The 23,935-nt window shown below is 44.5% G+C and carries 25 protein-coding genes; 11 read left to right on the top strand and 14 right to left on the bottom strand.

Going from position 1 to position 23,935, the window contains the following annotated elements:
- A partial coding sequence (locus BM095_RS09800; protein WP_407639155.1) for a hypothetical protein occupies positions 1–774 on the top strand: 774 nt, incomplete at its 5' end.
- Between the two features lie 32 nt (positions 775–806).
- Here the strand turns inward: BM095_RS09800 and BM095_RS09795 are convergent.
- A complete protein-coding gene (locus tag BM095_RS09795) occupies positions 807–1,466 on the bottom strand; it encodes an O-methyltransferase (RefSeq protein WP_091660926.1) in 660 nt (219 codons plus the stop codon).
- Positions 1,467–1,608: 142 nt separating this feature from the next.
- On the opposite strand from BM095_RS09795, the gene BM095_RS09790 reads away from it, so the two are divergent.
- Positions 1,609–2,103, top strand: a complete 495-nt coding sequence (locus tag BM095_RS09790; protein ID WP_177194775.1) for a DUF4825 domain-containing protein — start codon at positions 1,609–1,611, stop codon at positions 2,101–2,103.
- On the opposite strand, the gene BM095_RS09785 is transcribed toward BM095_RS09790, so the two are convergent.
- Positions 2,089–3,279: a chromate transporter gene (locus BM095_RS09785; RefSeq protein ID WP_091660921.1), complete on the bottom strand. Its 1,191-nt coding sequence runs from the start codon at positions 3,277–3,279 to the stop codon at positions 2,089–2,091. The two genes, BM095_RS09790 and BM095_RS09785, sit on opposite strands and share 15 nt — an antisense overlap.
- A gap of 15 nt (positions 3,280–3,294) precedes the next feature.
- Positions 3,295–3,603, bottom strand: coding sequence for a PadR family transcriptional regulator (locus BM095_RS09780; protein WP_091660918.1), 309 nt, complete (start codon positions 3,601–3,603; stop codon positions 3,295–3,297).
- Between the two features lie 1,004 nt (positions 3,604–4,607).
- Here BM095_RS09780 and BM095_RS09775 point away from each other — a divergent pair.
- Positions 4,608–4,847: a hypothetical protein gene (locus BM095_RS09775; protein WP_091660916.1), complete on the top strand. Its 240-nt coding sequence runs from the start codon at positions 4,608–4,610 to the stop codon at positions 4,845–4,847.
- An 864-nt stretch (positions 4,848–5,711) separates the two neighbouring features.
- Here the strand turns inward: BM095_RS09775 and pepF are convergent.
- The 6 genes from pepF to BM095_RS09740 form a co-directional block, all read right to left on the bottom strand.
- Positions 5,712–7,520, bottom strand: coding sequence for an oligoendopeptidase F (pepF, locus tag BM095_RS09765; RefSeq protein ID WP_091660910.1), 1,809 nt, complete (start codon positions 7,518–7,520; stop codon positions 5,712–5,714).
- 73 nt (positions 7,521–7,593) lie between these two features.
- The gene (locus tag BM095_RS09760; protein WP_091661026.1) at positions 7,594–8,766 is read right to left on the bottom strand and encodes a CynX/NimT family MFS transporter; all 1,173 of its coding nucleotides are present in this window, start codon (positions 8,764–8,766) and stop codon (positions 7,594–7,596) included.
- An 86-nt stretch (positions 8,767–8,852) separates the two neighbouring features.
- Positions 8,853–10,496 (bottom strand): DUF2207 domain-containing protein, encoded by a 1,644-nt coding sequence (locus BM095_RS09755; RefSeq protein WP_091660906.1) that lies wholly within the window; start codon positions 10,494–10,496, stop codon positions 8,853–8,855.
- Positions 10,497–10,706: 210 nt separating this feature from the next.
- Positions 10,707–10,964, bottom strand: coding sequence for a hypothetical protein (locus tag BM095_RS09750; protein WP_091660903.1), 258 nt, complete (start codon positions 10,962–10,964; stop codon positions 10,707–10,709).
- 211 nt (positions 10,965–11,175) lie between these two features.
- The gene (locus tag BM095_RS09745; RefSeq protein ID WP_091660900.1) at positions 11,176–11,436 is read right to left on the bottom strand and encodes a hypothetical protein; all 261 of its coding nucleotides are present in this window, start codon (positions 11,434–11,436) and stop codon (positions 11,176–11,178) included.
- A gap of 223 nt (positions 11,437–11,659) precedes the next feature.
- A complete protein-coding gene (locus BM095_RS09740; protein WP_091661023.1) occupies positions 11,660–12,118 on the bottom strand; it encodes an Lrp/AsnC family transcriptional regulator in 459 nt (152 codons plus the stop codon).
- 117 nt (positions 12,119–12,235) lie between these two features.
- Here BM095_RS09740 and BM095_RS09735 point away from each other — a divergent pair, with 117 nt between their 5' ends.
- Positions 12,236–12,793: a cysteine hydrolase family protein gene (locus BM095_RS09735; RefSeq protein WP_091661021.1), complete on the top strand. Its 558-nt coding sequence runs from the start codon at positions 12,236–12,238 to the stop codon at positions 12,791–12,793.
- Positions 12,794–12,853: 60 nt separating this feature from the next.
- Here the strand turns inward: BM095_RS09735 and BM095_RS09730 are convergent, their stop codons facing one another.
- Both BM095_RS09730 and BM095_RS09725 read right to left on the bottom strand, forming a co-directional pair.
- Entirely contained in the window at positions 12,854–13,378 is a 525-nt protein-coding gene (locus tag BM095_RS09730; protein WP_091660897.1) for a hypothetical protein, read from the bottom strand.
- Between the two features lie 118 nt (positions 13,379–13,496).
- A complete protein-coding gene (locus tag BM095_RS09725) occupies positions 13,497–14,288 on the bottom strand; it encodes a dihydrodipicolinate synthase family protein (protein ID WP_091660895.1) in 792 nt (263 codons plus the stop codon).
- A gap of 499 nt (positions 14,289–14,787) precedes the next feature.
- Between BM095_RS09725 and BM095_RS09720 the strand changes: the two genes are divergently transcribed.
- Together BM095_RS09720 and BM095_RS09715 are read left to right on the top strand one after the other, a co-directional pair.
- The gene (locus BM095_RS09720; protein WP_091661019.1) at positions 14,788–16,419 is read left to right on the top strand and encodes a catalase; all 1,632 of its coding nucleotides are present in this window, start codon (positions 14,788–14,790) and stop codon (positions 16,417–16,419) included.
- Between the two features lie 155 nt (positions 16,420–16,574).
- A complete protein-coding gene (locus BM095_RS09715; protein WP_091660892.1) occupies positions 16,575–17,018 on the top strand; it encodes a GNAT family N-acetyltransferase in 444 nt (147 codons plus the stop codon).
- A gap of 123 nt (positions 17,019–17,141) precedes the next feature.
- On the opposite strand, the gene BM095_RS09710 is transcribed toward BM095_RS09715, so the two are convergent.
- Positions 17,142–17,474 carry a cupin domain-containing protein gene (locus BM095_RS09710; RefSeq protein ID WP_177194774.1) on the bottom strand — a complete coding sequence of 111 codons (333 nt, stop codon included), beginning with the start codon at positions 17,472–17,474 and terminating at the stop codon, positions 17,142–17,144.
- A gap of 326 nt (positions 17,475–17,800) precedes the next feature.
- Here BM095_RS09710 and BM095_RS09705 point away from each other — a divergent pair, with 326 nt between their 5' ends.
- The 4 genes from BM095_RS09705 (at position 17,801) to BM095_RS09690 (ending at position 20,756) form a co-directional block, all read left to right on the top strand.
- Complete coding sequence (locus BM095_RS09705) at positions 17,801–18,229, top strand: thiol-disulfide oxidoreductase DCC family protein (protein WP_245757864.1); 429 nt, start codon at positions 17,801–17,803, stop codon at positions 18,227–18,229.
- Between the two features lie 71 nt (positions 18,230–18,300).
- Entirely contained in the window at positions 18,301–18,777 is a 477-nt protein-coding gene (locus BM095_RS09700) for a hypothetical protein (RefSeq protein WP_091660887.1), read from the top strand.
- A 294-nt stretch (positions 18,778–19,071) separates the two neighbouring features.
- Positions 19,072–19,524: a hypothetical protein gene (locus BM095_RS09695; RefSeq protein ID WP_177194773.1), complete on the top strand. Its 453-nt coding sequence runs from the start codon at positions 19,072–19,074 to the stop codon at positions 19,522–19,524.
- 119 nt (positions 19,525–19,643) lie between these two features.
- Entirely contained in the window at positions 19,644–20,756 is a 1,113-nt protein-coding gene (locus tag BM095_RS09690; RefSeq protein WP_245757863.1) for a CAP domain-containing protein, read from the top strand.
- Between the two features lie 67 nt (positions 20,757–20,823).
- Here BM095_RS09690 and BM095_RS09685 read toward each other — a convergent pair whose 3' ends face one another.
- A complete protein-coding gene (locus BM095_RS09685) occupies positions 20,824–21,810 on the bottom strand; it encodes an acrylyl-CoA reductase family protein (RefSeq protein ID WP_091660882.1) in 987 nt (328 codons plus the stop codon).
- Positions 21,811–21,975: 165 nt separating this feature from the next.
- On the opposite strand from BM095_RS09685, the gene BM095_RS09680 reads away from it, so the two are divergent.
- Complete coding sequence (locus tag BM095_RS09680; protein WP_091660879.1) at positions 21,976–23,454, top strand: aldehyde dehydrogenase family protein; 1,479 nt, start codon at positions 21,976–21,978, stop codon at positions 23,452–23,454.
- A gap of 288 nt (positions 23,455–23,742) precedes the next feature.
- On the opposite strand, the gene BM095_RS16580 is transcribed toward BM095_RS09680, so the two are convergent.
- A complete protein-coding gene (locus BM095_RS16580) occupies positions 23,743–23,907 on the bottom strand; it encodes a hypothetical protein (RefSeq protein WP_177194772.1) in 165 nt (54 codons plus the stop codon).
- Positions 23,908–23,935: the final 28 nt, after the last annotated feature.

The following is a 23,935-nucleotide window of genomic DNA, read 5'->3' as shown; positions in this document are numbered from 1 at the left end:
GGAGTTCTTAGGAATCTCCCACTTCAAGCAAAGCTAAGTGGGAGTAGTTCAACTCTTACGCATTCCTATGAGAAAGGAGGATATCCGGTGAACGAAGAATCATTACGTACTATTTTGAATGAAGCTTTGATGCCGATCCATAAGAGCTTGAATACCTTGAATGACAACATGCAGAGCCTTGAACAGCGAGTCGGTTCTCTTGAAAGAGGACAAGGCGTTCTTTCCAACCATTTCGACAAGATGCAGGACGAACAATCCTCTCTGTCCCACAACGTCGAGACGGTGAGAGAGGAACAAGCATCCCTGTCCCGCACAGTCGGTATGATGAAAGAAGAACAAACTTCTCTCTCCCAAACCGTCAGTTCCATGCAGGAAGAACAGACTGCTCTTTCACGAACTGTCGGTATCATGAAAGACGAACAAGCCTCTCTCTCCCAAACCGTCAGTTCCATGCAGGAGGAACAGATGTCTCTCTCCCAAACTGTCGGTATCATGAAGGAAGAACAAGCTTCTCTCTCCCAAACCGTCAGTTCCATGCAGGAAGAACAGACTGCTCTTTCACGAACTGTCGGTATCATGAAAGAGGAACAAACTTCTCTCTCCCAAACCGTCGGTACGATAAAGGAAGAACAGCAGTACATGAAACAAGCTGTCTTAGAGACCAATGACACCGTGACGAGAATGGAGAAAAAAATGGATCACCATGAACGTATCCTTGATTTGCTGTCCCGTCGTTCCATCGAACATGAGTTAGAAATCAAGCATCTCAAATAGATATTTGCCTCACACCGATAAAAAGCAAGACCCTAAAGGGCCCTGCTTTCATTTTTTTTCTTCACTTGTGACACCGTTAATCCATCTCCTACCGGCAAAAGCAGGGATTCAAGCTGCGGATGATTCGCCGTTTTTCGATTAAACTCTTTCATCGTTTCTGTATATTTTCTCGGTTCGATGGTGTCCTCGGCGACACTGCCGCGTGCTAACACGTTATCTGCCGCAATGACCGCTCCTAGTTCTGCGATCTGAATGCAAGCTTCTAAGTAGTTTTCATAGTTTCCTTTATCCGCATCGATAAAGAAAAAATCAAATGTCCTTTTTTCCTTTGCGAGGGTTGCCAGGCTGTCAAGCGCCGGTCCCGTTATGTATGTCACTTGATCGTGAAAACCCGCTTTGGCGAGGTTCGTACGTGCCACTTCCGCATATGTGTCTTCGAGTTCGAGTGATGTCAATGTCCCGTCTTTTCCGAACCCTCTTGCCAAATGAATCCCGCTGTATCCGCCGAGTGCTCCGATTTCGAGAACGTTTGTCGCTCCCGTCATCGCAACAAGCATGGACAGCCATTTGCCAGCTGCGGGTGACACTGAGATCTCTGGCATTCCCTTTTCTTTAATGGAAGCAAGTACTTCATCCAATACCGCGTCTTGTTGTGTAAATACTTCGTCAATATACTGATTGATTTTTTTCAAAACTGGTCCCCTCTTTCTCCCTCGTCGTGTCTCTATTATGGCATGGACTTCTCATTCCAGCTAGTTTTTTTAGACGTTATTTTTCTTTTCCTCTCTCGGTTATTTGAAAGGAATGGTACCATGGAATAGAGGAGGGTGCCCCATGAAAAAAACGATTTACATTTTCTTGTTCTTATTACTTTTCATAACTGGCTGTTCTTCAACTCAGGAAGCCAATATGAAAGAAGATATCTTTTCTTATGACTCCTCTGTTCTTGGAGACAACAGTGCCGTAGCTGCTATTCTGAACCACTTAAAACATAGTGAATCGTTGCGCGACATCTCCCTCCAGACGAAATCGGAGCCGTATGGATTGACGGTAACATATGAGGGAATCGATGCCACATTGCTTGAAAAAGAGTATACCGAAACAGCTATTTACAACGCGACGTTCCTTTTTGCCTTAGTGGATAATGCAGATTGGATGACCTTTGTTTTTGAAAATGAGAAGGAGCACACCTTACGCGTGACGAAAGATGAATTACAGACATGGTATGACCGCGAGCTCCGTACCTTTACCGATCAAGAATCATTAGAACAGCTGATTCATGAGCATCTCGAGGAAAACAACCCTGATACGCTATTACAGGAGGGATAGAAGGGTCCCTCCAAGCGCTCCAGTGACCACGATGACCCACGGAGGGAGCTTCCAGTGAGCTAGCATGCTGAATAATATCGCTGCAAACGCAAAATCGATAGGTGCTTGAATAGAACTTGTCCATATAGGCTGGTAAAAAGCCGAGATTAATATTCCGACGACCGCTGCATTGACTCCCATGAACGCCCCTCTTACATGCGGATTACTCCGTAACGATCCCCAAAAAGGAAGCGTCCCAAATATAAGAAGAAAAGCAGGTAGAAAAATAGCGACGGTACCTATTAATCCGCCCTGCCACCCATGAATAACCGCACCTATATATGCTGCAAATGTAAAAAGCGGTCCTGGGACAGCTTGAGCGGCGCCATACCCGGCAAGAAAGGATTCCTCACTCATCCATCCAGTCGGTACAAATTCACGTTCGAGCAAAGGTAATACGACATGTCCTCCCCCGAAAACAAGCGAGCCCGACCGATAAAAGCTATCGAAGAGCGCCACCCACTCCAGAGAAGTCAGTTCCCGTAACACCGGCAATACGACCAACAACGCGAAAAATACAATAAGGCAGCCTGCCGCAAACGACCGGGAAATCGGGACGTGAAGATGCGACTTCTCTTCTTCCTGCTGGTGACGGAAAAACATATATCCGATAACCGCAGCAGCTATAATGATGCCCACTTGTGTAAACGTCGTTTGCCAGAGTAAGGTTCCCACGATGGCAGCTAACGCAATCATTTTTCTTTTTCGGTCCGGTGCTAGTTTCTGTGCCATTCCTAGAATCGCGTGTGCTACGACGACTACCGCTACTATTTTTAAACCATGGATCCAGCCGGCATCGGCTACGTCAAAGTGATGCAAGAACATAGCAAAAATAATTAAAGCGATCACTGACGGAAGAGTGAAACCGATAAACGACGTAATGCCTCCCAATATTCCCCCGCGTATGACTCCAATTCCTATGCCCACCTGACTGCTCGCTGGACCGGGAAGAAATTGACACAAGGCTACTAAGTCAGCATAACTCTTCTCATCCATCCATCTCTTTCTACGTATGTATTCTTCGTGAAAATAACCTAAATGAGCAATGGGACCTCCAAATGAAGTGAACCCCAGCCTTGTTGATATGAGCAAAATTTCCAGTAATGTTTTGAATGTATTATCATTTTTGCGAACCACGGTGACTCCCCTCACTTATTCTTTTATTTCTTTAAATAATTCATAGGCTTGTGCTCTTGCTTTTTCTAAAATGTCTTCTCCTTTCGCAGTAGCTGTATAGTATTTCCTGATTTTCCCGTCTACGTTTCTCTCTTCTTTTTGCAGCAAGCCATCGGACTCCATGTTGTGAAGGATGGGATATAATGTGCCGGCACTAATGTCATATCCATGTTCTTTTAACTCGTCGAGCATCCATGAGCCGTAAATCGGATGTTCTTTGGCGTGGTGAAGGATATGAATTTGGATAAAGCCGAGAAACAATTTACGTAAAATTCTTTGTTCCACCGAGGCGACTCCTTTCTTTAATATCATTATCATTTTTCGTTATCGGGTTTCGATATCAACAAAGTAACATATCCCTTTTTCTCATCCAAGGTCATTTACAACATCTTTACATTCTTTTTATGTTCATTCACTAAGCATCAAATTTCTTGTATGGTTTTGTGTTTAATAGAGATTTGTGTTCAATGATGACCGTTTGACTGACACTTCCTTTCGTTGGGAACGCAAACGAGAGAAAGTTACCCTCCCATCCATTACCGGCAGCGTTTAGGTTAAGTTCATCATCGAATGGTGACTAGGATTCCTGCGACTCTCGTTTTTGGGCAACTTTCCGTGGAAAAAGCTCTTTCGCGTAACCTCATTCTCAACAGAGAGATGCGTTGGGCACGCAAATCAAGAAAAGTTGACTTGCTCGGTTATTTTCTCTTTTTTTGGTCACCTTTCCACCCGAATCGTAACCTCCGCTCCATGAGGTGGAACTCTATGGGCAGGGAAGACGAAGAAAGATGCCCTCCTTTTCATTTCTCTCTCAGCATCGGCACGCAAACAAGTTATCCCCCTTCTATATGCGAAAAAGCGAATAACACCGGCTAGCTGCGACAAGCGCTAAACCTCCCTACAGGAAGCGTGCCGACACATACGAAAAGAAAACTCCCCAACAAAAATAAGCCCCTTCGGGAGGGTGACGGGTTCAGCAATTGCACAAAAGATAGAAAATAAGACTATAAAAAAGCACCCTATTTTCTGTTAGTCCCGTCGATACAGCTATTCATCGAATTCGATGTGGTGTAATCCAAATTTTTAAGATAGTTAGCTGCTTGCTTATTCACCCTTCGTTCCTAAGTTTCCTCACATAGACCCTTCAGTGTAACGAACCGTTCGCTCACAGGCTCATCCTTTATTCAAGAATGGCGCCCGTTTGTAGTATAATTTCAGGTGAATAAATATAAAATCGGTTATAGGTGGTATAATTTTGATTATATTATCTTGGAGCGGGGGTACATTTGATGGAAGATATATTAAAACAAATGTTAAGTGAGCTGAAAGACATAAAGACAGATATGGGTGAACTGAAAATGGGACAAGCAAGGCTGGAAATCGGGCAACAAACATTACAGCAAAACTTAATTGAAAGTTTAGGGATTTATACGGAGAACATTACAGAACATGTGGATGACAAAACTGAAGCATTGAATAAAAGAGTGTACAACGTTGAATCCGAATTAGAAAGAATAAGCAGACCGTAGGGAAGCTAAACTTTAAACATGCCTTTAGTCATTTCAATATAAAACGCTATCTTTAGCAATCTCAAAAGGAGATTTCATATTTAGGATCCTCTTCATCTCCATTCGTTAGCACAGTAAGAACAATTTATTTATTTTGATAGAATTTTAACCTCATCAGCATACTGTATGGGTGGACTTGAAAAATGAACCACTCTATCAGGGACTTCAAAAACCAATACCTTCATCCCAACGTCTATTTGGTCATATGTTTTTTGGCTAACATGAAAGTAAGTCGGTCCTGTTGGATGTACTGGATGTACTAAGATTTGATAAAAATCGCCTAAAAGCCTTTTCTCCTCCACCATTCCTTCAAATTCATTCTTGTCCTGTTCTGTGGACTTCTTTAATAATTCATTTTCCGAGTGCTGAATAGAACCATGGTTCCATGAAGTTCACGCTTCGGTCTTGCTATCTTGAGACCAGCCAATCATTACCGCTAATACGGTGAACATCATGATAGTATTGGTTATGTTATTCACTTCATCCTCCTCTTGTATTGTAAATACTCCTTACCATAATTTTATGGATAATGATATTTGTTATGACTGAGCACAATGCTATTCCGTTATATAGTCCTTAAATACAATACTGACTTCAACCTTTATTCAAGAATAGCGCCGCCGACGATTACAGAAGAGTTTTAAAAGTTCATTTTTAATCTTTTACGAAATGACGCAATTCATCCCCATCAATGAATTAAGAGTCTTTCTTGCGTCATTTCCGTAATAAAAATAAGCACCCCATTCTGCTAGTAATCGGGATGCTTTTTAGTGTTTGTACTCCCACCTCGAACCCATTGCGCGGATGGAGGAGAACTCTTTTTTCTTAGCTATAGCTTTTTTCTAGTTCGGTAATGATGGAACCGACGTAAGAGACGGCTTCTTGGATTGGCTGCGGTTGTGACATATCAATCCCAGCCTTTTTAATGAGCTCAAGCGGCGGCAGGGAGCCCCCTGCTTTTAAGACATCGATCCAACGGTCAGCTGCAGGGGTCCCCTCTTTCATAATGTCTTGGGAGACGAGAGTTGAGACGGTAAGCCCCGCCGAATACGTGTACGGATACAGTCCCATGTAATAGTGCGGCTGATGCATCCATACAAGACCGGCCCCGTCATCGATCGTGACCGTATCACCCCAAAATGTTTGCAGGACATCTTTTTTCTCGTTGGAGAGGACGTTCGCTGTAATCGGCTCTCCTTGTTCGGCGAGGTCATATACTCTTCGTTGCAGCTCGCCTTCTAATAAATGCGTCACAAAGTTGTGGTAGTACGTTCCGAGCAGCTGCAACAACACCCAGCGCCGTGTTTTCTCGTCGTTGGATTTGGATAATAAGTGATGTGCGAGCAGCATTTCATTCATGGTAGACGGAGCTTCGACAAAATAACGAGACGGCCGTGTATTCGTGAGTCGCTGGTGTTGCTCCGCCATGTAGAAATGAGCGCCATGACCTAGTTCGTGTGCTAATGTGAAAGCTCCGCGCATCGATCCGGGCCATGTCATTAATACGTAAGGATGAATGCCGTACGGACTCGAACAAAACGCACCGGTGGATTTCCCGATATTATCTGCATAGTCCACCCACCCTTCTTTAAACGCGCGTCCGATAATCTGGCTGTACTCATCCCCCATCACCTGGAGGGCCTCTTGCACCGTTTCCGCCGCGTCTTCATACGACGTTTCTATTTCCAAGTCCGGATCCAGAGGAGCTTTTAAATCGGAGTATTCCAATTCATCCAAGCCAAGCACTCTTTTTTTCAATTCCGCGAACTTTCTCATATGGGGCGCCAGCTCTTCGAAAGTAACATCCAACTGATTGTGGTACATTTCCTTTGTGACGTGCTGCTCGTCTAACAGCATGTCGGTGACGGAATCATAGTTTCGGAGCCGGGCCATTGTTACCTCTTGGTTCACTTGTGTCGCATACGTCGCTGCGAAGGTATTTTTGTACTGCTCTAATGTACGATTAAAAGCGTCATACGCGTTTTTTCTCACCGTTTTCGAAGGTGATGCGCTGTATTGGGAAATATAAGACGCGAATGAGAGTGGCTTCTCTTCCCCCTTGTCGTCTATGAAAGACTCGAACTGCATATCCGACAATTTTCCGCGATTGTAAATGGTGTAAGGGGCGTTTAAAACAGGACCTAAAGAAGCTAACACTTTCTCCGTCTCTTCGTTTAACGTATGAGATTTTCTTGCTTGAAGATCATTGAGGTATTTTTGAAAAGCTTGTAGCCCCTGGGCTTCTGTTATATATCGATCGATCGTATCACGGGAGAGGGCCATAATCTCGGTTTCTACAAAAGCGAGATTTGCTTGAATCAAAGCAGCAGCATCGGCGGCACGTGCGGCATCTTCCTGGTACGCGGGATTTGTATTGTCGACACTCTGCTGTAAGTCCGCATACATCGTTACCCGAGTGATCCGCTTCATGAGTCCTTCTTTTGCTTCTAAGCATTCCAACAGACCCTTGGCTTCGTCTCCTACCTTCCCTTTCCAATCGGTGACCTGGGAGACGTCTTTTTGAACGGCTTTTAGTTCCGTCTCCCACTCCTCTCGCGTCTCAAACATGTCTTTCAAATTCCACGTTTGATTCTCCGGTATCTGATCGCGGCTTTTTCTTTGTTGTCCTGCCATAGCTCCTCCTCCTGTTACTATATAATCTACCTCATTTTTCCCTCTTCCCTTTGAGCATAAACAAAGGTTACTGTTACAAGGATTCCCTCTGGATCACCCGGTCTTTGCCGGCTCCGATGCCTGCTAGGAGAAAAAGGACCGCAATCGCGGTTAACAAGAGTAGCGGCACGGTCCAGCTGCCGCTGATATCTTGAAAGGCACCGACTGCGACGGGCCCAATAGCAGCAAGTAAGTACCCGAAGGACTGAGCCATTCCCGACATTTGGGCTGCCTCATATCCATCATTCGATCGCAGTGTAAAAAACATCATCGCTAAACTGAAGCCGCTACCACATCCCATTCCGATTAATGCAGCATACAGCGGAGTCCATACCCCTCCTTGCAGTAAGCCAAGAAATCCAATGAGAAACAGTACTGCAGTTCCTACACTTAACCCTACTTGGTTTTTCACTTTTTCCGCTGCCACAGGCATGATAAATGTAACTGGAATTAAAGCCACTTGCATGAAAAACACGACCCAGCCTGCTTCACTCGAGCTATACCCGTGAACCTGTAAAATGTCCGGCAGCCAAGTAATGGTTGTGTAAAAAAATAAAGACTGGAGTCCCATGAAAATCGTGATTTGCCAGGCTAAAGATGAGCGCCACAGACTTTTCGTTTTTCGTCCGGATGCTTTCTTTGCAGGTCTCGCTTCACGGGGCTTTCGCAATTGCGGGATCCAAACGAGTAGAGCGAGAACCGTCATGAGTCCCCACACAGCGAGTGATCCTCTCCAGCCTACATTACCGAGAGACGAGATCGGGACACTGAGCCCGGACCCTAACGCTCCGAAAATATTCATCGAGACCGCATACAAGCCGGTCATAATTCCCGTTCGAAGCGGAAAATTCAGTTTAACAAGACCGGGGATTAAAACATTCCCCATTGCAATCGCAAGGCCGACGAACAACGTTCCCGTAAATAAAAACGAGAGACCGGCCAAGGAACGGATCACAATACCGAGAAAAAGAAGGAGAAGGGCTCCCGCCATCGTGACCTCCATTCCAAATCGGTTGGCTATCCTTGGCGCAAATGGAGAAAGCAATGCAAATGCAAGTAACGGAAGCGTCGTAATCGAACCAGCGAGCGCGTTACTTATCCCAAAGTCGTCCCGTATCTCAGGAATTAAAGCCCCAACGGATGTCAACGGCGCTCTTAAGTTTGTACCGATGAAAATAATACCGATAAATAATAACCAGTAATGCATGTTTGTTTTTTGTTCCACCTGAAGCGGTTTTTCAATTGGGCTGTTCACAATGATTCCTCCATCTTACATTCTCCATCACTTCGAGCTTAGAAAGCACCGGATCCTCCTCCGCCGCCTCCTACTCCTGCTCCGCCGCCACCGCCGCCTGTACTGGTCGCAGCAGTAGCAACCGCTTGACGGTCAGCCTCTTGCAGCGTCGGATGAAGCATGCTTCCAATCAGCAAGAACATCATCCAATCCCCCGAAGCCGCGGAACGAGCCGGCTCTTTAAACACATCGCGTTTTCCCATTCCTGCTTGGTATAAGAATGCGGGAATGCTGTCTTCGCTGTCCCACTTTTTCCATTGATCACCGAGCGTGAGAGTCTGAAGCTTCGTTTTTAGCATATGCCCTTGTATCGTTAACGGACGATATGCTAGGGCGAACCCAACGAAATAAAGAGTGAGTACAAAGGCCGCGATCGACCATAAGACTCCATAGTAGGCGAGAAAAATAGAAATAGGTAGAGCTGCAAGAACCGTGAACCCGGCTATCCAGCGTGGCGCAGTGAAATCGGTATATAACTTGTATTGTTTATATTCTCTCTTTACCGCCTCGCGCCATTGGTGAAAATCATTGCGGTATTGCACTTGGTTCTTTTTCTCTTTCGTATATGCTTCGATGTCTTTCACGTGCAAGGTGTCGTCTTCGCTGCCGATCCGTCCAAACATCCAATCCAGCAAATGCCGTTCATGGTCATAATCAGTGTTTCGATTGTTCAGGTGAAAGACGTTCTCCGATTGTTTTTCTATGTTCCCTTTTTTCACGAGATCAAGAAAAGAGGCCGTCAACGCTGACACAGGAAGTTGGCCATGATTCATGAATAAGAGCATGGCTGGAAGACTCATTGCCTCCTTTGGAAAATGACCGGTTCCTTTTTCTTGGCGGCGCACTTCATGCATCGTTTCCTGTCTTTTCCACAAGCCATAAACGGTGAGAACGAAAGCGAGAAGGGTCATTCCTCCGATGAGCCACGGGGCAATCGCTGCCCATCGTGCTTTGTTCTCTGCGCGCGCCGCTACTTTTTCATCTAACGCTTCTTTATCGGCAAGAATCGTATCAAGCATCGGTTCGTCACTCGTGATTGCGGCTTCGGGGAACAATTCCCTGTCATACGCCACCCGGATGTCCCCGTTTGTTTCATCCGGTACTTCCCCTAATTCAAACGTGACGATGCCCCCATCTTTTATGTACGCTGTATCATAAGCTTCGTCGTAGCCGTATGCTGCTTTCACTTCTCCCGCATCAGGAGGTACAATCGTAATTGTTAAATCTTGATACGTCGATTCATTGCTTTCGTCAAAAAATGGCCAATAAAACTGAGCCACATCTTCATATATATCCATTCCGTGTTGGATCGTGTAAACCAAGTCTATGGTCACCGTCTCATCCGAACCGTCTCGGTGAATTTTGTATAGGTTACCATCTTTTTCGACGGGTAATGCCGTATTGTTTTCCGAAGCAGTGATGTCAGATATGGCACTGTCTTCTTTCGGTATTATTGTACGAGTGATCCCGTTAAAATCACCTTCGAATGAGTATGTATGTGATTCCTTTACTTCCACTTCCCCGTCTGGATGTAACGTAGCGTGGATATCTGTCTTTGTAATGTCATACTCCACCGCAAACCCTACGCTGGGATAGAGTACGAAAAGCAGAACAAAAAAAAGAAACACCGATGCTTTTTTCATAAGGCATCCCCCTTTCTTTCACTTTATCATACCGTGCTACGGACGGGCCATAGAGTCGCAAGGCGCAAAAAAGATTCGCTCGTGGTGGAACGGCCAACGAGGGAAGATGTGAAATACTTTGATTACGAGGAGTACCGCGGTCTCTTTTCGAATGAAAAAGCCACTTCCTTTTGCTTTTGTGAAGTGGCGTGAACATCCCGCAATCATATTTTAAAGAGCACGAGACTCAATGAGCCGGTTGTCGGCAAATATTTTGCATTCAATCTTCGTGGTTCCCCCTAGCGTCACTTTAATCTCTTGGGTTTCTCCTTTATGATTCGTGACGGCCCCTCGCAAAGAAGCCCGTAATGCGAGGCCTACGTTCTCATCCTGCAATTCCCCGTCTATGTACAATCTCTCTCCCTTGAACCATGTATTCTCGACTTGAATGACATGGCCTTCATGCATCGCTTCAAATGTTTTCCTCATCTTCCCCATCCTTTTACGTCACCCTCTTCTCCATTCATGCGCCCCTTCCTTAAGCGGGCGAATATCCGGAAAAGAGGAATTCTCTCTTTCATTCTACCATTTAATTGCTCGTCCGAACCAGGCACGGATGAAAGAAAATCATTTTTTACAACGGGGCCATGAAAAAGGAGCTGTGGTTGTACAGCTCCGATTGTTACTAATTCCTATTTTGTTACCTGGCCTGCATTTCCGGCCTTACCTCTTCGGGTCCTCCTTCCATGTCAAACATGTCCGGTACGTTTTGGTTGTCTTGGTTTCGCTGATCAAACGCGTCTTCCTCTACATCTCGTCTCTCGGTCGGAACGTAATTGACGTCTTCTGGCTGCTCTTGAGGCTCTCCTTCTCCGCCACCGTTCCCACCACCATTACAAGCCGCTAACACACTTGCGGAAACAATAGCTGACATCGCAATCCCCATCCATTTCTTTTTCAACACATCAACCACCTTTCAAGAATGTTGTAGGTGTAATATGTATCACTATTTGATTTTTACTCATCAACCCATAAGATGTAAATAATTGGATAGTGCTATGATCGTATACAATAGTGATACTTTAGAATGGAACTCTCTCGCTAATCACCTATGATTGGCAGAAACAAAACAGAGAACTTACTGGTCATTCGCAGTAGGTTCTCTGGTTCTATGGCTTGAACTATCATTGCTTCATTCTTTTCCGATGTGCCATAACCGGATGCTGATGTTTGATTTCTTGAATGGAGAGATTTAAGCTGTAGTTTCCATGGTCTAATATTTCGTTCAACAATTGATTCAACTGCTCTTGGGAGAACACTTGCACTTTTAGATGGTAGCATCCTTCTCCGGAGACCCGGTGAGCTTCCATCACTTCCTCTCGTTCCTGGATAAAACGAATAAAGGGCTGGTGATTGGCAGTGTTCATATGCACGATAATGAAGGCCGTATACGTCAGCCCTAATTTTAGTTCGTCGACGATGACAGAATAAGCTTTGATGACTCCTTGATCCTCTAGTTTTTTAATGCGATTCCCCACCGCTTGCCCGGTCATATGTATTTCTGCACCAATGTCTTTCCACTGCATCCGGGCGTTGTCTGTCAGTAATTGCAGGATTTGCACGTCAATAGTATCCAGTTCCATATGATTTCCTTTCTCCATGAAATGATTTATTCGAAAATTGTTTCATCATCCTATCGATTCATCCGTTCTCTCTCTATATACTTTCATTATAATGTATTTTCTGATGAGGTGAAAAAAATGAGCACAGCATTAATTATTGTTGATATTCAAAACGACTATTTTCCGAATGGCAAGATGGAGTTAAGCCAGCCAGAAGCGGCGGCAGCCAATGCGGGCAAGCTTCTCGATCATTTCCGAAAAAACAACGACCCTGTGTTTCATGTGCAGCACCTTGCGCAGGATGAGGGGCTTGGCTTCTTTTTGCCAAACACGGAAGGCGCGGACATTCACAAGGCCGTGAAACCGCTCGAACAGGAAACAGTCATTACGAAACATGCACCAAACAGCTTTTTCCAGACTGATTTGGACCACAAATTAGAAGAAAACGGAGTCACAAAAGTCGTCATTTGCGGGATGATGACTCATATGTGTATTGATGCGACAGTTCGTTCCGCCGTAGAGCATGGCTATGACTCCACCTTAGTGGAAGACGCATGTGCTACCTTAGATCTTACGTATGAAGACAAAGTCGTCCGTGCCGAAGATGTACAGGCTGCCTTCGTCGGCGCCATTCATAGCATGTATGCACCTGTCGTCTCCACAGATGATTATCTCCAAACGCCAACAAATGCATAATATCCTTTGATCCTTCACGCTTTTCGGTAACACACCGGAGAGCGTGTTTTCATTGCCTTCTTATTCTCTCACATGGCGGCCTTCGTCTTCGATTTTTTTCGGATCTTCTTTGTCGAAGTCAATACGTTTTCCATATTTCAATAGCTCAAACACCACCCTGCCATTACTAGGCTGACCGTCGGGAAAGTATAATGGCAGTGCATCGAACAACACAAAATAAAAGGCATAAAAAATAAATTTTTCCCAAAAGCTTCCAGACAATATGTCAGCTGCCAATAATCCGTTAATGACCAAGGCTACGAAGAAATTTGCCGCAATCGGCGCCGAATATATAAGTATGTGAGCCCATTTTCCTTCATAACGTATGCTTTCATACGTACACCAGCTATACATAAAATAATACTTACGGATCTCGAAAAAAGATAAATCTAGAATTTTCGGGCCTACCCCGATTGTAATTTTTTTATTCTTCGCTCCAAATATAGTGGCAGCGATAATATATCCCGACTCCCTAATGATCGAGACAGCAGGAAGGATCAAAAAGAGAGACAATATTAGTTGAAAAAAATCGACAATCCCAAACATACTGACACCTCTTTATTTATCTTCACCTCTTCTTTTTCCTTTATAGGAAAAGTTAAACAACCAAAAAAGAAATGAAGAAAAACACATCCCTCCCCGCTGTTATTCGTTCCTTTTCCGTTTACAACGGTGCACGGCAAGGCCCCACTTGCATACCTAGATTTTCATAATGCCGTTTAATATGTTGAATCGTTTGTGGGCCTGTTACTTCTTCAATGAGCTGTTGTAAGGCACGAAGATCTACTTCCTCCTGATTTTGTATAGCTTTCAAACCATGAATGATTTCTTTCGGATACACATTGGCGACCATGCTTGATAATCCATTACAACCGTTTTTAATTTTTTCGGGAAAATTCACGTCTCCTGCCGCGAACATAATGAAATGCTTTGGGAGGTGTTTGTTTTCATAGCGCCCGACGTCTCCCCCTTCTTTTAACCCGACGATATGAGAGTGCTTCGACGTTAGCTCGAGTAAGGCTTCCGGACTCAAGTCAAACCCTGTCCGCGCTGGATTGTTGTATAGAGCAATTTCTTTCTTCGTTTGTTTCGCCAATTCATCCACGTAGAATACTGCTTGTTCTTGGGTTGGTCTAATGTATGGCGGAAATCCGAGAAAGACGCCATCGAACGCAGAGTCCTCCACTGCTTTCATTAACCGGACCGCATCTTTTAATCGTGTGGCTGCGACACCGAAGAGGAGCTCGACATCCGCAAATGATGTCCTGTTAAAATATTGGATGATTTGAATGCGCTCGTCGATACTCATTGAGTGCTGCTCTCCTGTGCTTCCGGATACTAGAATAGATGCCACACCATTGGTTTGTAAGTAATCGATTATCGGTTCAAACGTTTCTACACGTAGGTTCTCATTCTCATCAAACGGAGTGGGAATGGCCACATTGATATGTTTCATGTTATCTCCTCCTCATTTCTTCTCCTCTATATTTTTTCATATTTTCCGTAAATAGGGAAACTTCCTATTGATCATATTTTAAGGCTTCCCGTATATTGGGTGTAATACATGGGTGGAGGCGGGGTTATTTTTCAAATTTTTTTAACCATTCTTATTCTTACAGGTATTCTTTGTCTCATAACCGGCTTGGCAGCAATGATTGCCGCTAAGAACCGAACGGAAAAAATGCTTAGTCTGACCTCTTTGCGATCCTCACAATGAAAAAAATATTCAATTAGTAAAGGTAACGTGCCGTTACTTGTGTCTTGTTTTGGATGAAAAAGTGTGACGTGAGAATTCACCATTCCACAACGAGGCACTGAATAACATGATGTTGCAATTCAAGGACAGATTTTCCTGATAATTTCCTTTCTTCTTGCTCACAATAAAGGGTGCTTAGAATTTTACAGAAGTGGCAACCGCTTCTTGAGGAGGGAATGTCGTGTCAGACAAGGATAAGATGACAAGCAACAACCAAGATGGGGTCAAACGCGAAAAGCTGACGACACGTCAAGGCCGATTGGTAACGGACAACCAAAATATGCGGACCATTGGGAGACGCGGTCCTGGTACGATGGAGAACTATCATTTCCTTGAGAAAATGTCTCACTTCGACCGGGAAGAAGTGCCGGAACGTGTCGTCCATGCGCGCGGTGCTGGGGCTTATGGCTACTTTGAAACATACGGTAAAGTCGGTGACGAGCCTATTGAAAAGTACACACGGGCGAAAGTCTTCTCTGGGGCCGGAAAAAAGACACCGCTCATTGTTCGTTTCTCCACCGTAGCCGGAGCAAAAGACTCCCCTGAGACAGCGCGGGACCCTCGTGGTTTTGCGATCAAGATGTATACCGAAGACGGAAATTGGGACATGGTTGGCAATAACTTAAAAATATTTTTTATTCGGGATGCGATGAAATTTCCGGATATGATTCATGCGTTTAAACCCGATCCGGCGTCCAACGTGCCGAATCCTGAACGGATGTTTGATTTCGTGTCACGCTCTCCGGAAGCAACCCATATGATAACATTTTTGTTTTCTCCGTGGGGCATTCCGGCAACATACCGTCACATGCAAGGTTCTGGCGTGAATACGTACAAATGGGTAAATGAAGAAGGAAAAGCAGTTCTCGTTAAATACCATTGGGAGCCGAAGCAAGGTATCCGTAACTTAACCCAGGAAGAAGCGGACCAAATTCAAGCAACGAACGTCTCTCATGCGACGCAAGATTTATACGAAGCGATTGAACGCGAAGAATACCCAGAGTGGGAATTGTTTGTCCAGATCATGGAAGACGACTATCACCCGGAGCTTGACTTTGATCCACTCGATGATACGAAACTATGGCCGGAAGATAAATTTCCGTGGCGCCCGGTCGGTCGGATGGTGCTCGACCGGAACCCGGAAGATTACCATGCGGAAATTGAGCAAGCTGCGTTCGGAACCGGCGTCCTCGTCGATGGCATGGATTTTTCAGACGACAAAATGCTGATCGGCCGTACGTTTTCTTATTCGGACACGCAACGTTACCGGGTAGGTGCCAACTATCTTCAGTTACCGGTCAACGCTCCGAAAACGGAAGTACGGACTAATCAGCATCGCGGCCAAATGGACCACCGTCCTGTGAATGACTTTGGAGGCAACCCTCATATTAACTATGAACCCTCCATGCTTGGCGGCTTGGAAGAAACGAGCGAAGAAGAACGGAAGCCGCATCGCCCCGCCTATAATGCGGAAGCGTTAAGTGCCCCGATTGACCGTCCGAATAATTACGGACAAGCGGGAGAAACGTACCGCAGCTTTGAAGAGTGGGAGCGAGAGGAATTAATCAAAAACCTCTCGGAGGCCCTTGCGATATGTGATCAACGCATTCAAGATGCCATGATTGATCACTTCACGAAAGCAGATGAGGAATACGGACGCCGTGTCAAAGAAGGCATTCAAATGAAAATGAAAGAACTAGAAGAAATGAACAAAAATGACAGCCTTCCTGGGCAAGAATCGAAGTGGATTCAATTTACACAAGGGTCCCTTGATGATAAAGAAGCGACACAACAAGCAGTGGATAAAAGCCGCGAGTCGGATCCGTATTAATAGAAATAAGAAAGCCTGGATGCTGGTATCCAGGCTTTCCCATTTTATTCACCCTCTCTCCTTCACTTAATAAAAAGATACAAAGTAGTCAAATTTGACAGTTTATTCTTACTTCACTAAGTTGTATACTATTTTCATAGAGGGAGGGAATACAAATGGAAACATATCAGGCAACAATGGAAGATTTAGAAGGGGTTTCACAATTATTTAATGCCTATCGCGTGTTTTATAAACAAGCTTCAGATGAAGAAGTTGCCAAATCTTACATAAGGCAACGTTTGGAAAACAAAGATTCTGTTATATTTGTGGTGAAAGACAATGATACATATGTAGGGTTTACTCAACTTTATCCTACCTTCTCCTCCGTCGCTATGAAACGAACATGGTTATTAAATGATTTGTATGTAGCGAAAGAGGCTCGAAAACAAGGGGTAGCAGAACTGCTTTTGAACAAAGCGAAAGAGTACGCGATGGAAACGGGTGCCAAAAGCATTACCTTGAAAACCGCACAAGATAATGAACCTGCTCAACAACTATATGATAAACATAACTATGTACGGGATACACGATTTTATCATTATGAATTAAACGTCGAGTAAATCGTGTTCCGATTCACTATAAAAAACAAGGCACTTATCTTTTTTGTCAGATAAGCGCCTGCATTTTGGAAAACGACTGATTTATCTACGTCATTCCCGTATGTTAAAGTTTCACTGTGTGGATTACCCGTGGTCTACAACGACAACCGTTGCGTCGTCATCATACGGATTAAAGACACGGTGAGGAACATCGCCCGGAATAATGAATGCATCTCCCGTTTCCCATTCTGCAACCTCTTCGCCCATTTCTATTTTGATGCTGCCTTCTGTGACAAAAAAGGCGTGTCCCTCATAACAGACGTGATCTGCCTCATAACCAGTTGGGTATTTCACCACCCGTAAACGCTGCTTGTCTGTTTCAAGCCACCTCGAAAACGCACCCGTTGACGCTTTGTCCGCTGTGAATGTTTCGTCTTTTTTAGAAACTTTTACTTTTGATAAGTTCGTATTGCTCATGTCACTCACTCCCCACATTCCCATGTGTCATGTATTTGCGAACAGCAGTGCAAGTTGTTGCAGGATTCATCACCTTATAATTTTTCCATTATTCTAATACTTTTATTTTACCGCACAATAAAAAGGCAATCAACCTCGCTCATAAAATTATCCTATCTGCCCTATACTCGTCGTTTCCGGCCGTGAGAGGTCGTTGTGGAAGCTCTTCCTTTTACAATCTTACAATAATGTAAGATGATCGGCGGAAATGTTAGACGAATCGATAGAAACAGGTGTATTCTTCTTCTATGATAGAAGTACATTCATTCATGAGGAGGGAAATCATTGTGACTATAGATTCGAATCGCTCCGAGCAGCATGCTGTGATTCTCTTTGATGGGGTATGTAATGTCTGTCATTCCTCGGTCCAGTTCATCATTCGTCGTGATCGAGAGGCTTATTTTCGTTTCGCCTCGCTTCAATCAGAGACAGCCGCGTCCCTCCTTTCCTCCGTTGGTCTTTCTTCGTCAGACATGTCATCCATCGTTCTCCTCGAAGGGGATCGATACTTTACGGAATCGACAGCCGTTCTACGTATTTGTAAACGTCTCGATGGGTTATGGAGCATGTTATACGTCTTAAGACTGGTGCCATCCTTTATCCGCGATCCCTTGTACCGCTTGTTTGCGAAGAACCGCTACCGCTTCTTTGGTAAGAAGGATCAATGTATGGTTCCTACTCCAGATATAAAAGAACGCTTCCTGGATGACTCATAACGCATCCAATCGAGACGTCAACAATGCGCTATCTGGACATATTTCTATTTTTAAAAGGCAGGTGTCTATGTATGTTGAATGGCAATCGATGGAAACGCTCCCTTCAGCAGGCGGTTCCTACGACATTTCGTTTGTTTTTAGCTTTTACTTTTCTCGTCTATGGGGGAGCGAAATTAACATTCGGCCAGTTTGGCATTCCTTCTGAAGAAATAGCTGCCGCTAATGGCGAAGGTTTTACGCTCGCCTGGACTTTTTTTGGATATTCCCGTCTGTATGAAATTGTGATCGGTCTAGGAGAAGTTCTTGCAGCCATTCTCCTTCTCTTTCCACGTACCGCTACTTTAGGGGCGATTTGTTTTCTTCCAATTGCAACAAATGTCATGATTATTAATTACGTCTTTGATATTGGCGTCCAAGATTTGAGTACGCTGTTAACAGCCATGTGTCTCTATTTATTATGGATCGATCGGAAGAAATTGTATTTTATTTTTATGCCATCTGATCGCTTGGAACAAATCCGGCAAGCGGAAAGGGGATACACGACATGACTACTACAATGATAGGAATGTTACTTGTTCTATTCGCTGTCACGACGTTATTTTATTATGTCAAAGAAGGGAAAAATGAACGTAAGAGCCCATCGTCCTAATCCCTTCCTGAAGCAACTTTTTCTGTCCCCGCTTCTTTCCCTTTCTGTCTTTCCCCTCTCCTCCCTTTATCTTCAATGTTTTCCCGCCATGGCTCTTCAGGTCCTATTGCTGTACTACGAAGTGATTAATTCTAGATTGGAATATGAGCGAGGAAGTGTCACATACTACGAAAAAGTGCAGGAGGTGATCCTCATGGCAAGCTTTTTTAGGATAGTAAACGCCATCGTTTTATGGGCGATCGTCTTTCGGTTCCTACCTAAACGATCCTTTCAAAAATATGCCCCAGTCACTTTATTTTGTACTTGCATTTTCCTTATACAGTCTCTTCTCAACTTTATTTTTAATTGGTGGGATGTCAAAGGAGGATTAAAGTACAAAGTGTTTGATGATCTTGCTTTTATTTTCGGGCCTTTTTTTACGATTAATTTGTGGGTGTTCCACTTCACCTATGGAAAATTTTCCTTATACGCCGTGAGTAATCTCATCATGGACCTTATTTATGCCTATCTTTTAAACCCGTTATTTCAGAAAATAGGTCATTATAAATTAAAAGGATATAACTCCACCGTCCTCTTTCTCAAAACATATACGCTCGCCATGTTGAACTATGGCTTTCAAATGTTCCGCGATAACACAAAATTTTAAGGTGATTCGCAAGTCTTTCTTCCCTTTTCCGATGAAGATTCTGGTATAATCCTCTCTACACACAAGGTATTATCATTCGTGTAATGATAGTAAACGGATGCATGTGGGGAGAGAGTAATGTGAAAAAAATACTGATTTTTATCTTCATCGGATTCCTCCTCATTGGGTCGAAGCCCTTTTGGGAAGATTCCGTTCAACCAATAGATTCTTCGCCTTCCGCTCTCATGTCCACGATCGATTCATTGAAGGACCGTTCCGACGTTCCTGTAGCTATTAGGACCCTTATAGAACAATTATATTCGCTCCTCCCGTCTTCCTCCTCCACGCCACCTGAACCCGAACAAGAGGTGGAAACACCAGAGTTGCACCCTCCGGAAGAACAACTATTTTCGGTTCACCATATCGAATTAGGAAATACAAGAGCGGAAGTGGAGCAGAACTTGGGGGAGCCTGAACGTCGTACTCTCAATGAATACGGAGTGCACTGGGAGGCTTATCACGATAACTACCAGAATTTCGTCATGGTTGCCTTTGACGATGAAGATATCGTGCGCGGTCTGTATACGAACCAGGATCTGATCTCTTCTTCTACGGATATCGAGTTGGAAACGCCAAAGTCCTTGGTACGAGAGGAGCTTGGCACCCCTGAATCAGCTATACGAAAAGTTCTCGTTCAATACACATTAAACGATAATGATGAATATGACTTATTTCAAGTGGATTCAATGTATGTCACGTTGTTTTATGACAAACATGAAGACAACACCGTAACAGCCATACAAATAATTGATAAACCACTGGAACAAAACAAAAAGGAACTGTACGCTCCAGCGAGCGAACAATTGAAAGAAGGCTTAGAATATCAATTATTTGATATCACTAATGCCGCAAGAGTGGAACACAACTTGTCTCCTTTAACATGGGCGGACCATGCAAAAGAAACGGCACGATCTCACAGTAAAGACATGGCAGAAAATCACTATTTTGACCATATCAACCTCGAAGGTCAATCACCATTTGACCGGATGGCTGAAGATAACATTCGTTTTCTATCGGCCGGGGAAAATTTAGCATACGCCCAGTTTAGCAGCATATATGCCCACGAAGGACTGATGAATTCGGCAGGACACCGGAAAAACATTCTCGGAAATACATTTACTCATCTCGGTGTGGGTGTAGCCTTTAATGAAGAGTCCCATCCTTATTACACGGAACTCTTTTTCACCAAATAAGTAAGGGCACTGGATTGGCACAGACTATCAATGTCTTCGCCTCTTATCCAGCGCCCTTTTGTTTGTCTTATAGAGTTACAAGCGTTCTGCCGCGTACATTCCCTTCCAAAATGGAAGATAGCACTTTTGGTAGTTCATGGAGAGAGACTTCTTGAACGAGCTCATCATGAAGCTGTGTTGGCTTGAGATCGTCACCGAGCCGGCTCCATACTTGTCGGCGCTTTTCCATGGGGCATTCCACAGAATCGATACCTAGCCAGTTGATTCCTCTGGAGATAGCAGGGACGACTGTCGTCTCTACATCGATCCCCCCTATTAATCCGCAAGTTGCGACAGAGCCGCCATATTGCAAAGTTTTAAATAGATATTGAAGCGTCTTTCCACCAACAGGGTCCACAGCCGCTGCCCATCTCTCTTCAAGAACGGGTGCCTCTCCTGTGTCGACGATATCTTGACGAGGGATGACCTCTTTCGCACCTAACGCTTTTAAATAACTTTCTTCTTCCATCTTACCGGTGCTGGCGACGACTTCATACCCGCGTTTTGCGAGCATCGTCACCGCAATACTTCCGACTCCCCCGGTCGCTCCTGCTACTAGGACAGGGCCATTATCTGGTGTAAGCCCATTATCTTCTAAACGCTCTACAGATAATCCCGCTGTAAACCCGGCTGTACCAAGGATCATCGCTTCTTTTAGCGTCAATCCTTCCGGGAGAGGAACCACCCAGTCTGCAGGTACACGAGCCATTTCACTAAACCCGCCGGAGTGGCCCGTTCCTGACTGGTAGCTTGTAACGATAACTTCATCTCCCTCTGAAAAACGGGTATCGGTTGAGTCAGTCACGGTGCCCGCTAAATCGATGCCAGGAATGAGCGGATAAGATTCCACAAACTGCTGCCCGATCGCCACCGCCCCATCTTTAAAATTCACACTCGAATAAGCGACTTGAATCGTGACTTCTCCAGGGGACAAATCATCCAACGTACATTCTTTCACCTGTAAATCCGTTTGATCATCCTTTTTATCTAGCACGAGTGCTTGAAATGTTGACATATTCATACACCGTCCTTTCTTTTTTCTACAATTGTATAGGAGAAATCGTTCATTCACAAAATAACCGTATCCCTCTCCGGGGCGACACAACGATGTTTACTTTTTCCCAAAGAACGGAAATATAAGGAGAGCCACACATTTCCTATCATGAATGGAGGCATAGACATGCAAGAGAATCAAGTTGTGATTGACGCTATCATAAATGGTGATAAAGTAAAAGCTGCAGAACAATCTCCTCGTGAAAATCCGACCCGCCCTGATGAAATAGTCGGTTATGCGCCTGTAAATACCCGGGAAGAAACGGTGCAAGCGATTGATGCCGCGTATGATGCCTTCCCCGACTACAAGAAAATGCCTGTCGATGAGCGAATTGAACGCATGCGAAAAGCGGTTCAGACCATCAAGGATCGTACAAAAGAGATTTCAGAACTCATTTCAAGAGAACACGGAAAACCCTTGTATGATTCCGAGGGTGAAATCGGTGTTTCAATCGCCTGGATGGAATTCGCCTGCGAGAACGCAAAAGAAGTGTTAAAAAACGAGAAGAAAGAACATGAAAGTGGGAAAACGATTATTACGAGAGACCCGATTGGCGTAGTGTCCGCGATCACCCCTTGGAACTATCCACTTTCTCTTTCCACGATAAAAATCGCTCCTGCTTTGCTGGCAGGAAACACGATGGTATTAAAACCAAGTCCCTTGGCCCCTCTCGCGGTAAGTAAAGTCTTAGAAATGATTGCCGACGAGTTTCCAAAAGGAGTCTTAAACCTCGTCCACGGAGATAGTGACGTCGGAGTTGAATTAACGTCCAATCCAAAGGTCGCGAAAATTGCTTTCACCGGCGGAACCGGAACTGCGAAACATATAATGAAGGCAGCTGCCGATACCATTAAAAAAATGACGCTGGAGTTAGGTGGAAACGATGCCTCCATCGTCTTAGATGACTTCGATGTCAACGATGAAAAAGCGATGCGCCGCCTCGTCATCTCTAACTACTTGACGGCCGGACAGATTTGTATGATTGCGAAACGAATTTACGTCCACCGCTCTATTTATGATCAATTCGTTGAAAAATATATAGAAGCCGCCAACAAATGGATCCGTGTCGGCGATCCGTTCAACAAGGATGTCACCATCGGCCCAGTAAACAACAAAAAACAAGTAGACTATGTTCAGAGCCTAGTAGATGACGCAAAAGGAAAAGGTGCCAAGGTCATTAAATTAGGTGAAGTCCTGGATGAAGATGTGTTTGATGAAGGCTATTTCATGCAGCCAACCGTCGTATTAGGCGCAAATTATGACGACCCGATCGTTAGCGAAGAACAGTTTGGCCCAACCGTACCTATTCTTCCATTCGACGATGACGAACATGCAATTGAGTTAGCAAATGACAGCATCTACGGGTTAACGAGCTCCGTGTGGGGTGAAGAAAAACATGCGACAGATGTCGCCCATCATATCCAAGCGGGAACAACGATGATCAATACCGCAGCTGTGCAAGGTCTCGACGTTCGCTTCCCATTCGGAGGGGTCAAACAATCAGGTGTTGGTCGAGAGTACGGCACAGAAGGACTCCTCGCTTATACCGATACTCACGTCATTAACATTCCAAAAAATGGTGATTTACCTTATATTCCTGAATAATAGATGAAAGAATAGAGATAGACACCGGCCTCCGCTCGAGAATAGGCCACACCCTTTTCTCGGGCTAAGCAAGGGGCCGAATTTTTATGTCTATAGACTGTACATATGTACCATCCGTCTATCTGCAGCACTCCTCCTTCCTCCTCTCCCTAAATCAAAAAAAAGAAGAAGGGTTAGTAAGAAATTAGCACGACTATTCCTCGGAATAAGATTAATGAAGTGTGTCGTTGACGTAGACAGACCATGCCTCCTTCTTTCCCTTTCTCCCAACAGCCAGACATTTACTATCTAGTGCTTACGAAAAGCCCGCGGATTCAACCAAATCGTCGGGTTTTCTTTTTGGCATTGTCGCACACACCGTTGTACGCAGTCCGATATATCCCGCAGCCCCTCTTTTTTCGAACGTTCCAGACAAGCATCCAGACATTCTTCGATACATCTATTTTTCTTCATTGTTTCCACTCCTTCGTTGATAGAACCA

Source organism: Alteribacillus iranensis (genome assembly GCF_900113025.1).
GTDB lineage: Bacteria > Bacillota > Bacilli > Bacillales > Marinococcaceae > Alteribacillus_A > Alteribacillus_A iranensis.
Note: the sequence above shows the minus strand (reverse complement) of the source record. Positions and strands in the feature narration are given on the sequence as shown.

What these genes read in the sequence shown, in the direction of transcription:
- BM095_RS09750 (WP_091660903.1), bottom strand. Translation starts at nt 10,964, where the DNA reads ATGAGGAAAACATTTGAAGCGATGCATGAAGGCCATGTCATTCAAGTC.
- BM095_RS09700 (WP_091660887.1), top strand. Translation starts at nt 18,301, where the DNA reads ATGTTGAATGGCAATCGATGGAAACGCTCCCTTCAGCAGGCGGTTCCT.
- BM095_RS09720 (WP_091661019.1), top strand. Translation starts at nt 14,788, where the DNA reads ATGACAAGCAACAACCAAGATGGGGTCAAACGCGAAAAGCTGACGACA.
- BM095_RS09685 (WP_091660882.1), bottom strand. Translation starts at nt 21,810, where the DNA reads ATGTCAACATTTCAAGCACTCGTGCTAGATAAAAAGGATGATCAAACG.
- BM095_RS09695 (WP_177194773.1), top strand. Translation starts at nt 19,072, where the DNA reads ATGGCAAGCTTTTTTAGGATAGTAAACGCCATCGTTTTATGGGCGATC.
- BM095_RS09740 (WP_091661023.1), bottom strand. Translation starts at nt 12,118, where the DNA reads ATGGAACTGGATACTATTGACGTGCAAATCCTGCAATTACTGACAGAC.
- BM095_RS09760 (WP_091661026.1), bottom strand. Translation starts at nt 8,766, where the DNA reads ATGCATTACTGGTTATTATTTATCGGTATTATTTTCATCGGTACAAAC.
- BM095_RS09755 (WP_091660906.1), bottom strand. Translation starts at nt 10,496, where the DNA reads ATGAAAAAAGCATCGGTGTTTCTTTTTTTTGTTCTGCTTTTCGTACTC.
- BM095_RS09790 (WP_177194775.1), top strand. Translation starts at nt 1,609, where the DNA reads ATGAAAAAAACGATTTACATTTTCTTGTTCTTATTACTTTTCATAACT.
- pepF (WP_091660910.1), bottom strand. Translation starts at nt 7,520, where the DNA reads ATGGCAGGACAACAAAGAAAAAGCCGCGATCAGATACCGGAGAATCAA.
- BM095_RS16580 (WP_177194772.1), bottom strand. Translation starts at nt 23,907, where the DNA reads ATGAAGAAAAATAGATGTATCGAAGAATGTCTGGATGCTTGTCTGGAA.
- BM095_RS09730 (WP_091660897.1), bottom strand. Translation starts at nt 13,378, where the DNA reads ATGTTTGGGATTGTCGATTTTTTTCAACTAATATTGTCTCTCTTTTTG.
- BM095_RS09680 (WP_091660879.1), top strand. Translation starts at nt 21,976, where the DNA reads ATGCAAGAGAATCAAGTTGTGATTGACGCTATCATAAATGGTGATAAA.
- BM095_RS09735 (WP_091661021.1), top strand. Translation starts at nt 12,236, where the DNA reads ATGAGCACAGCATTAATTATTGTTGATATTCAAAACGACTATTTTCCG.
- BM095_RS09710 (WP_177194774.1), bottom strand. Translation starts at nt 17,474, where the DNA reads ATGAGCAATACGAACTTATCAAAAGTAAAAGTTTCTAAAAAAGACGAA.
- BM095_RS09775 (WP_091660916.1), top strand. Translation starts at nt 4,608, where the DNA reads ATGGAAGATATATTAAAACAAATGTTAAGTGAGCTGAAAGACATAAAG.
- BM095_RS09725 (WP_091660895.1), bottom strand. Translation starts at nt 14,288, where the DNA reads ATGAAACATATCAATGTGGCCATTCCCACTCCGTTTGATGAGAATGAG.
- BM095_RS09715 (WP_091660892.1), top strand. Translation starts at nt 16,575, where the DNA reads ATGGAAACATATCAGGCAACAATGGAAGATTTAGAAGGGGTTTCACAA.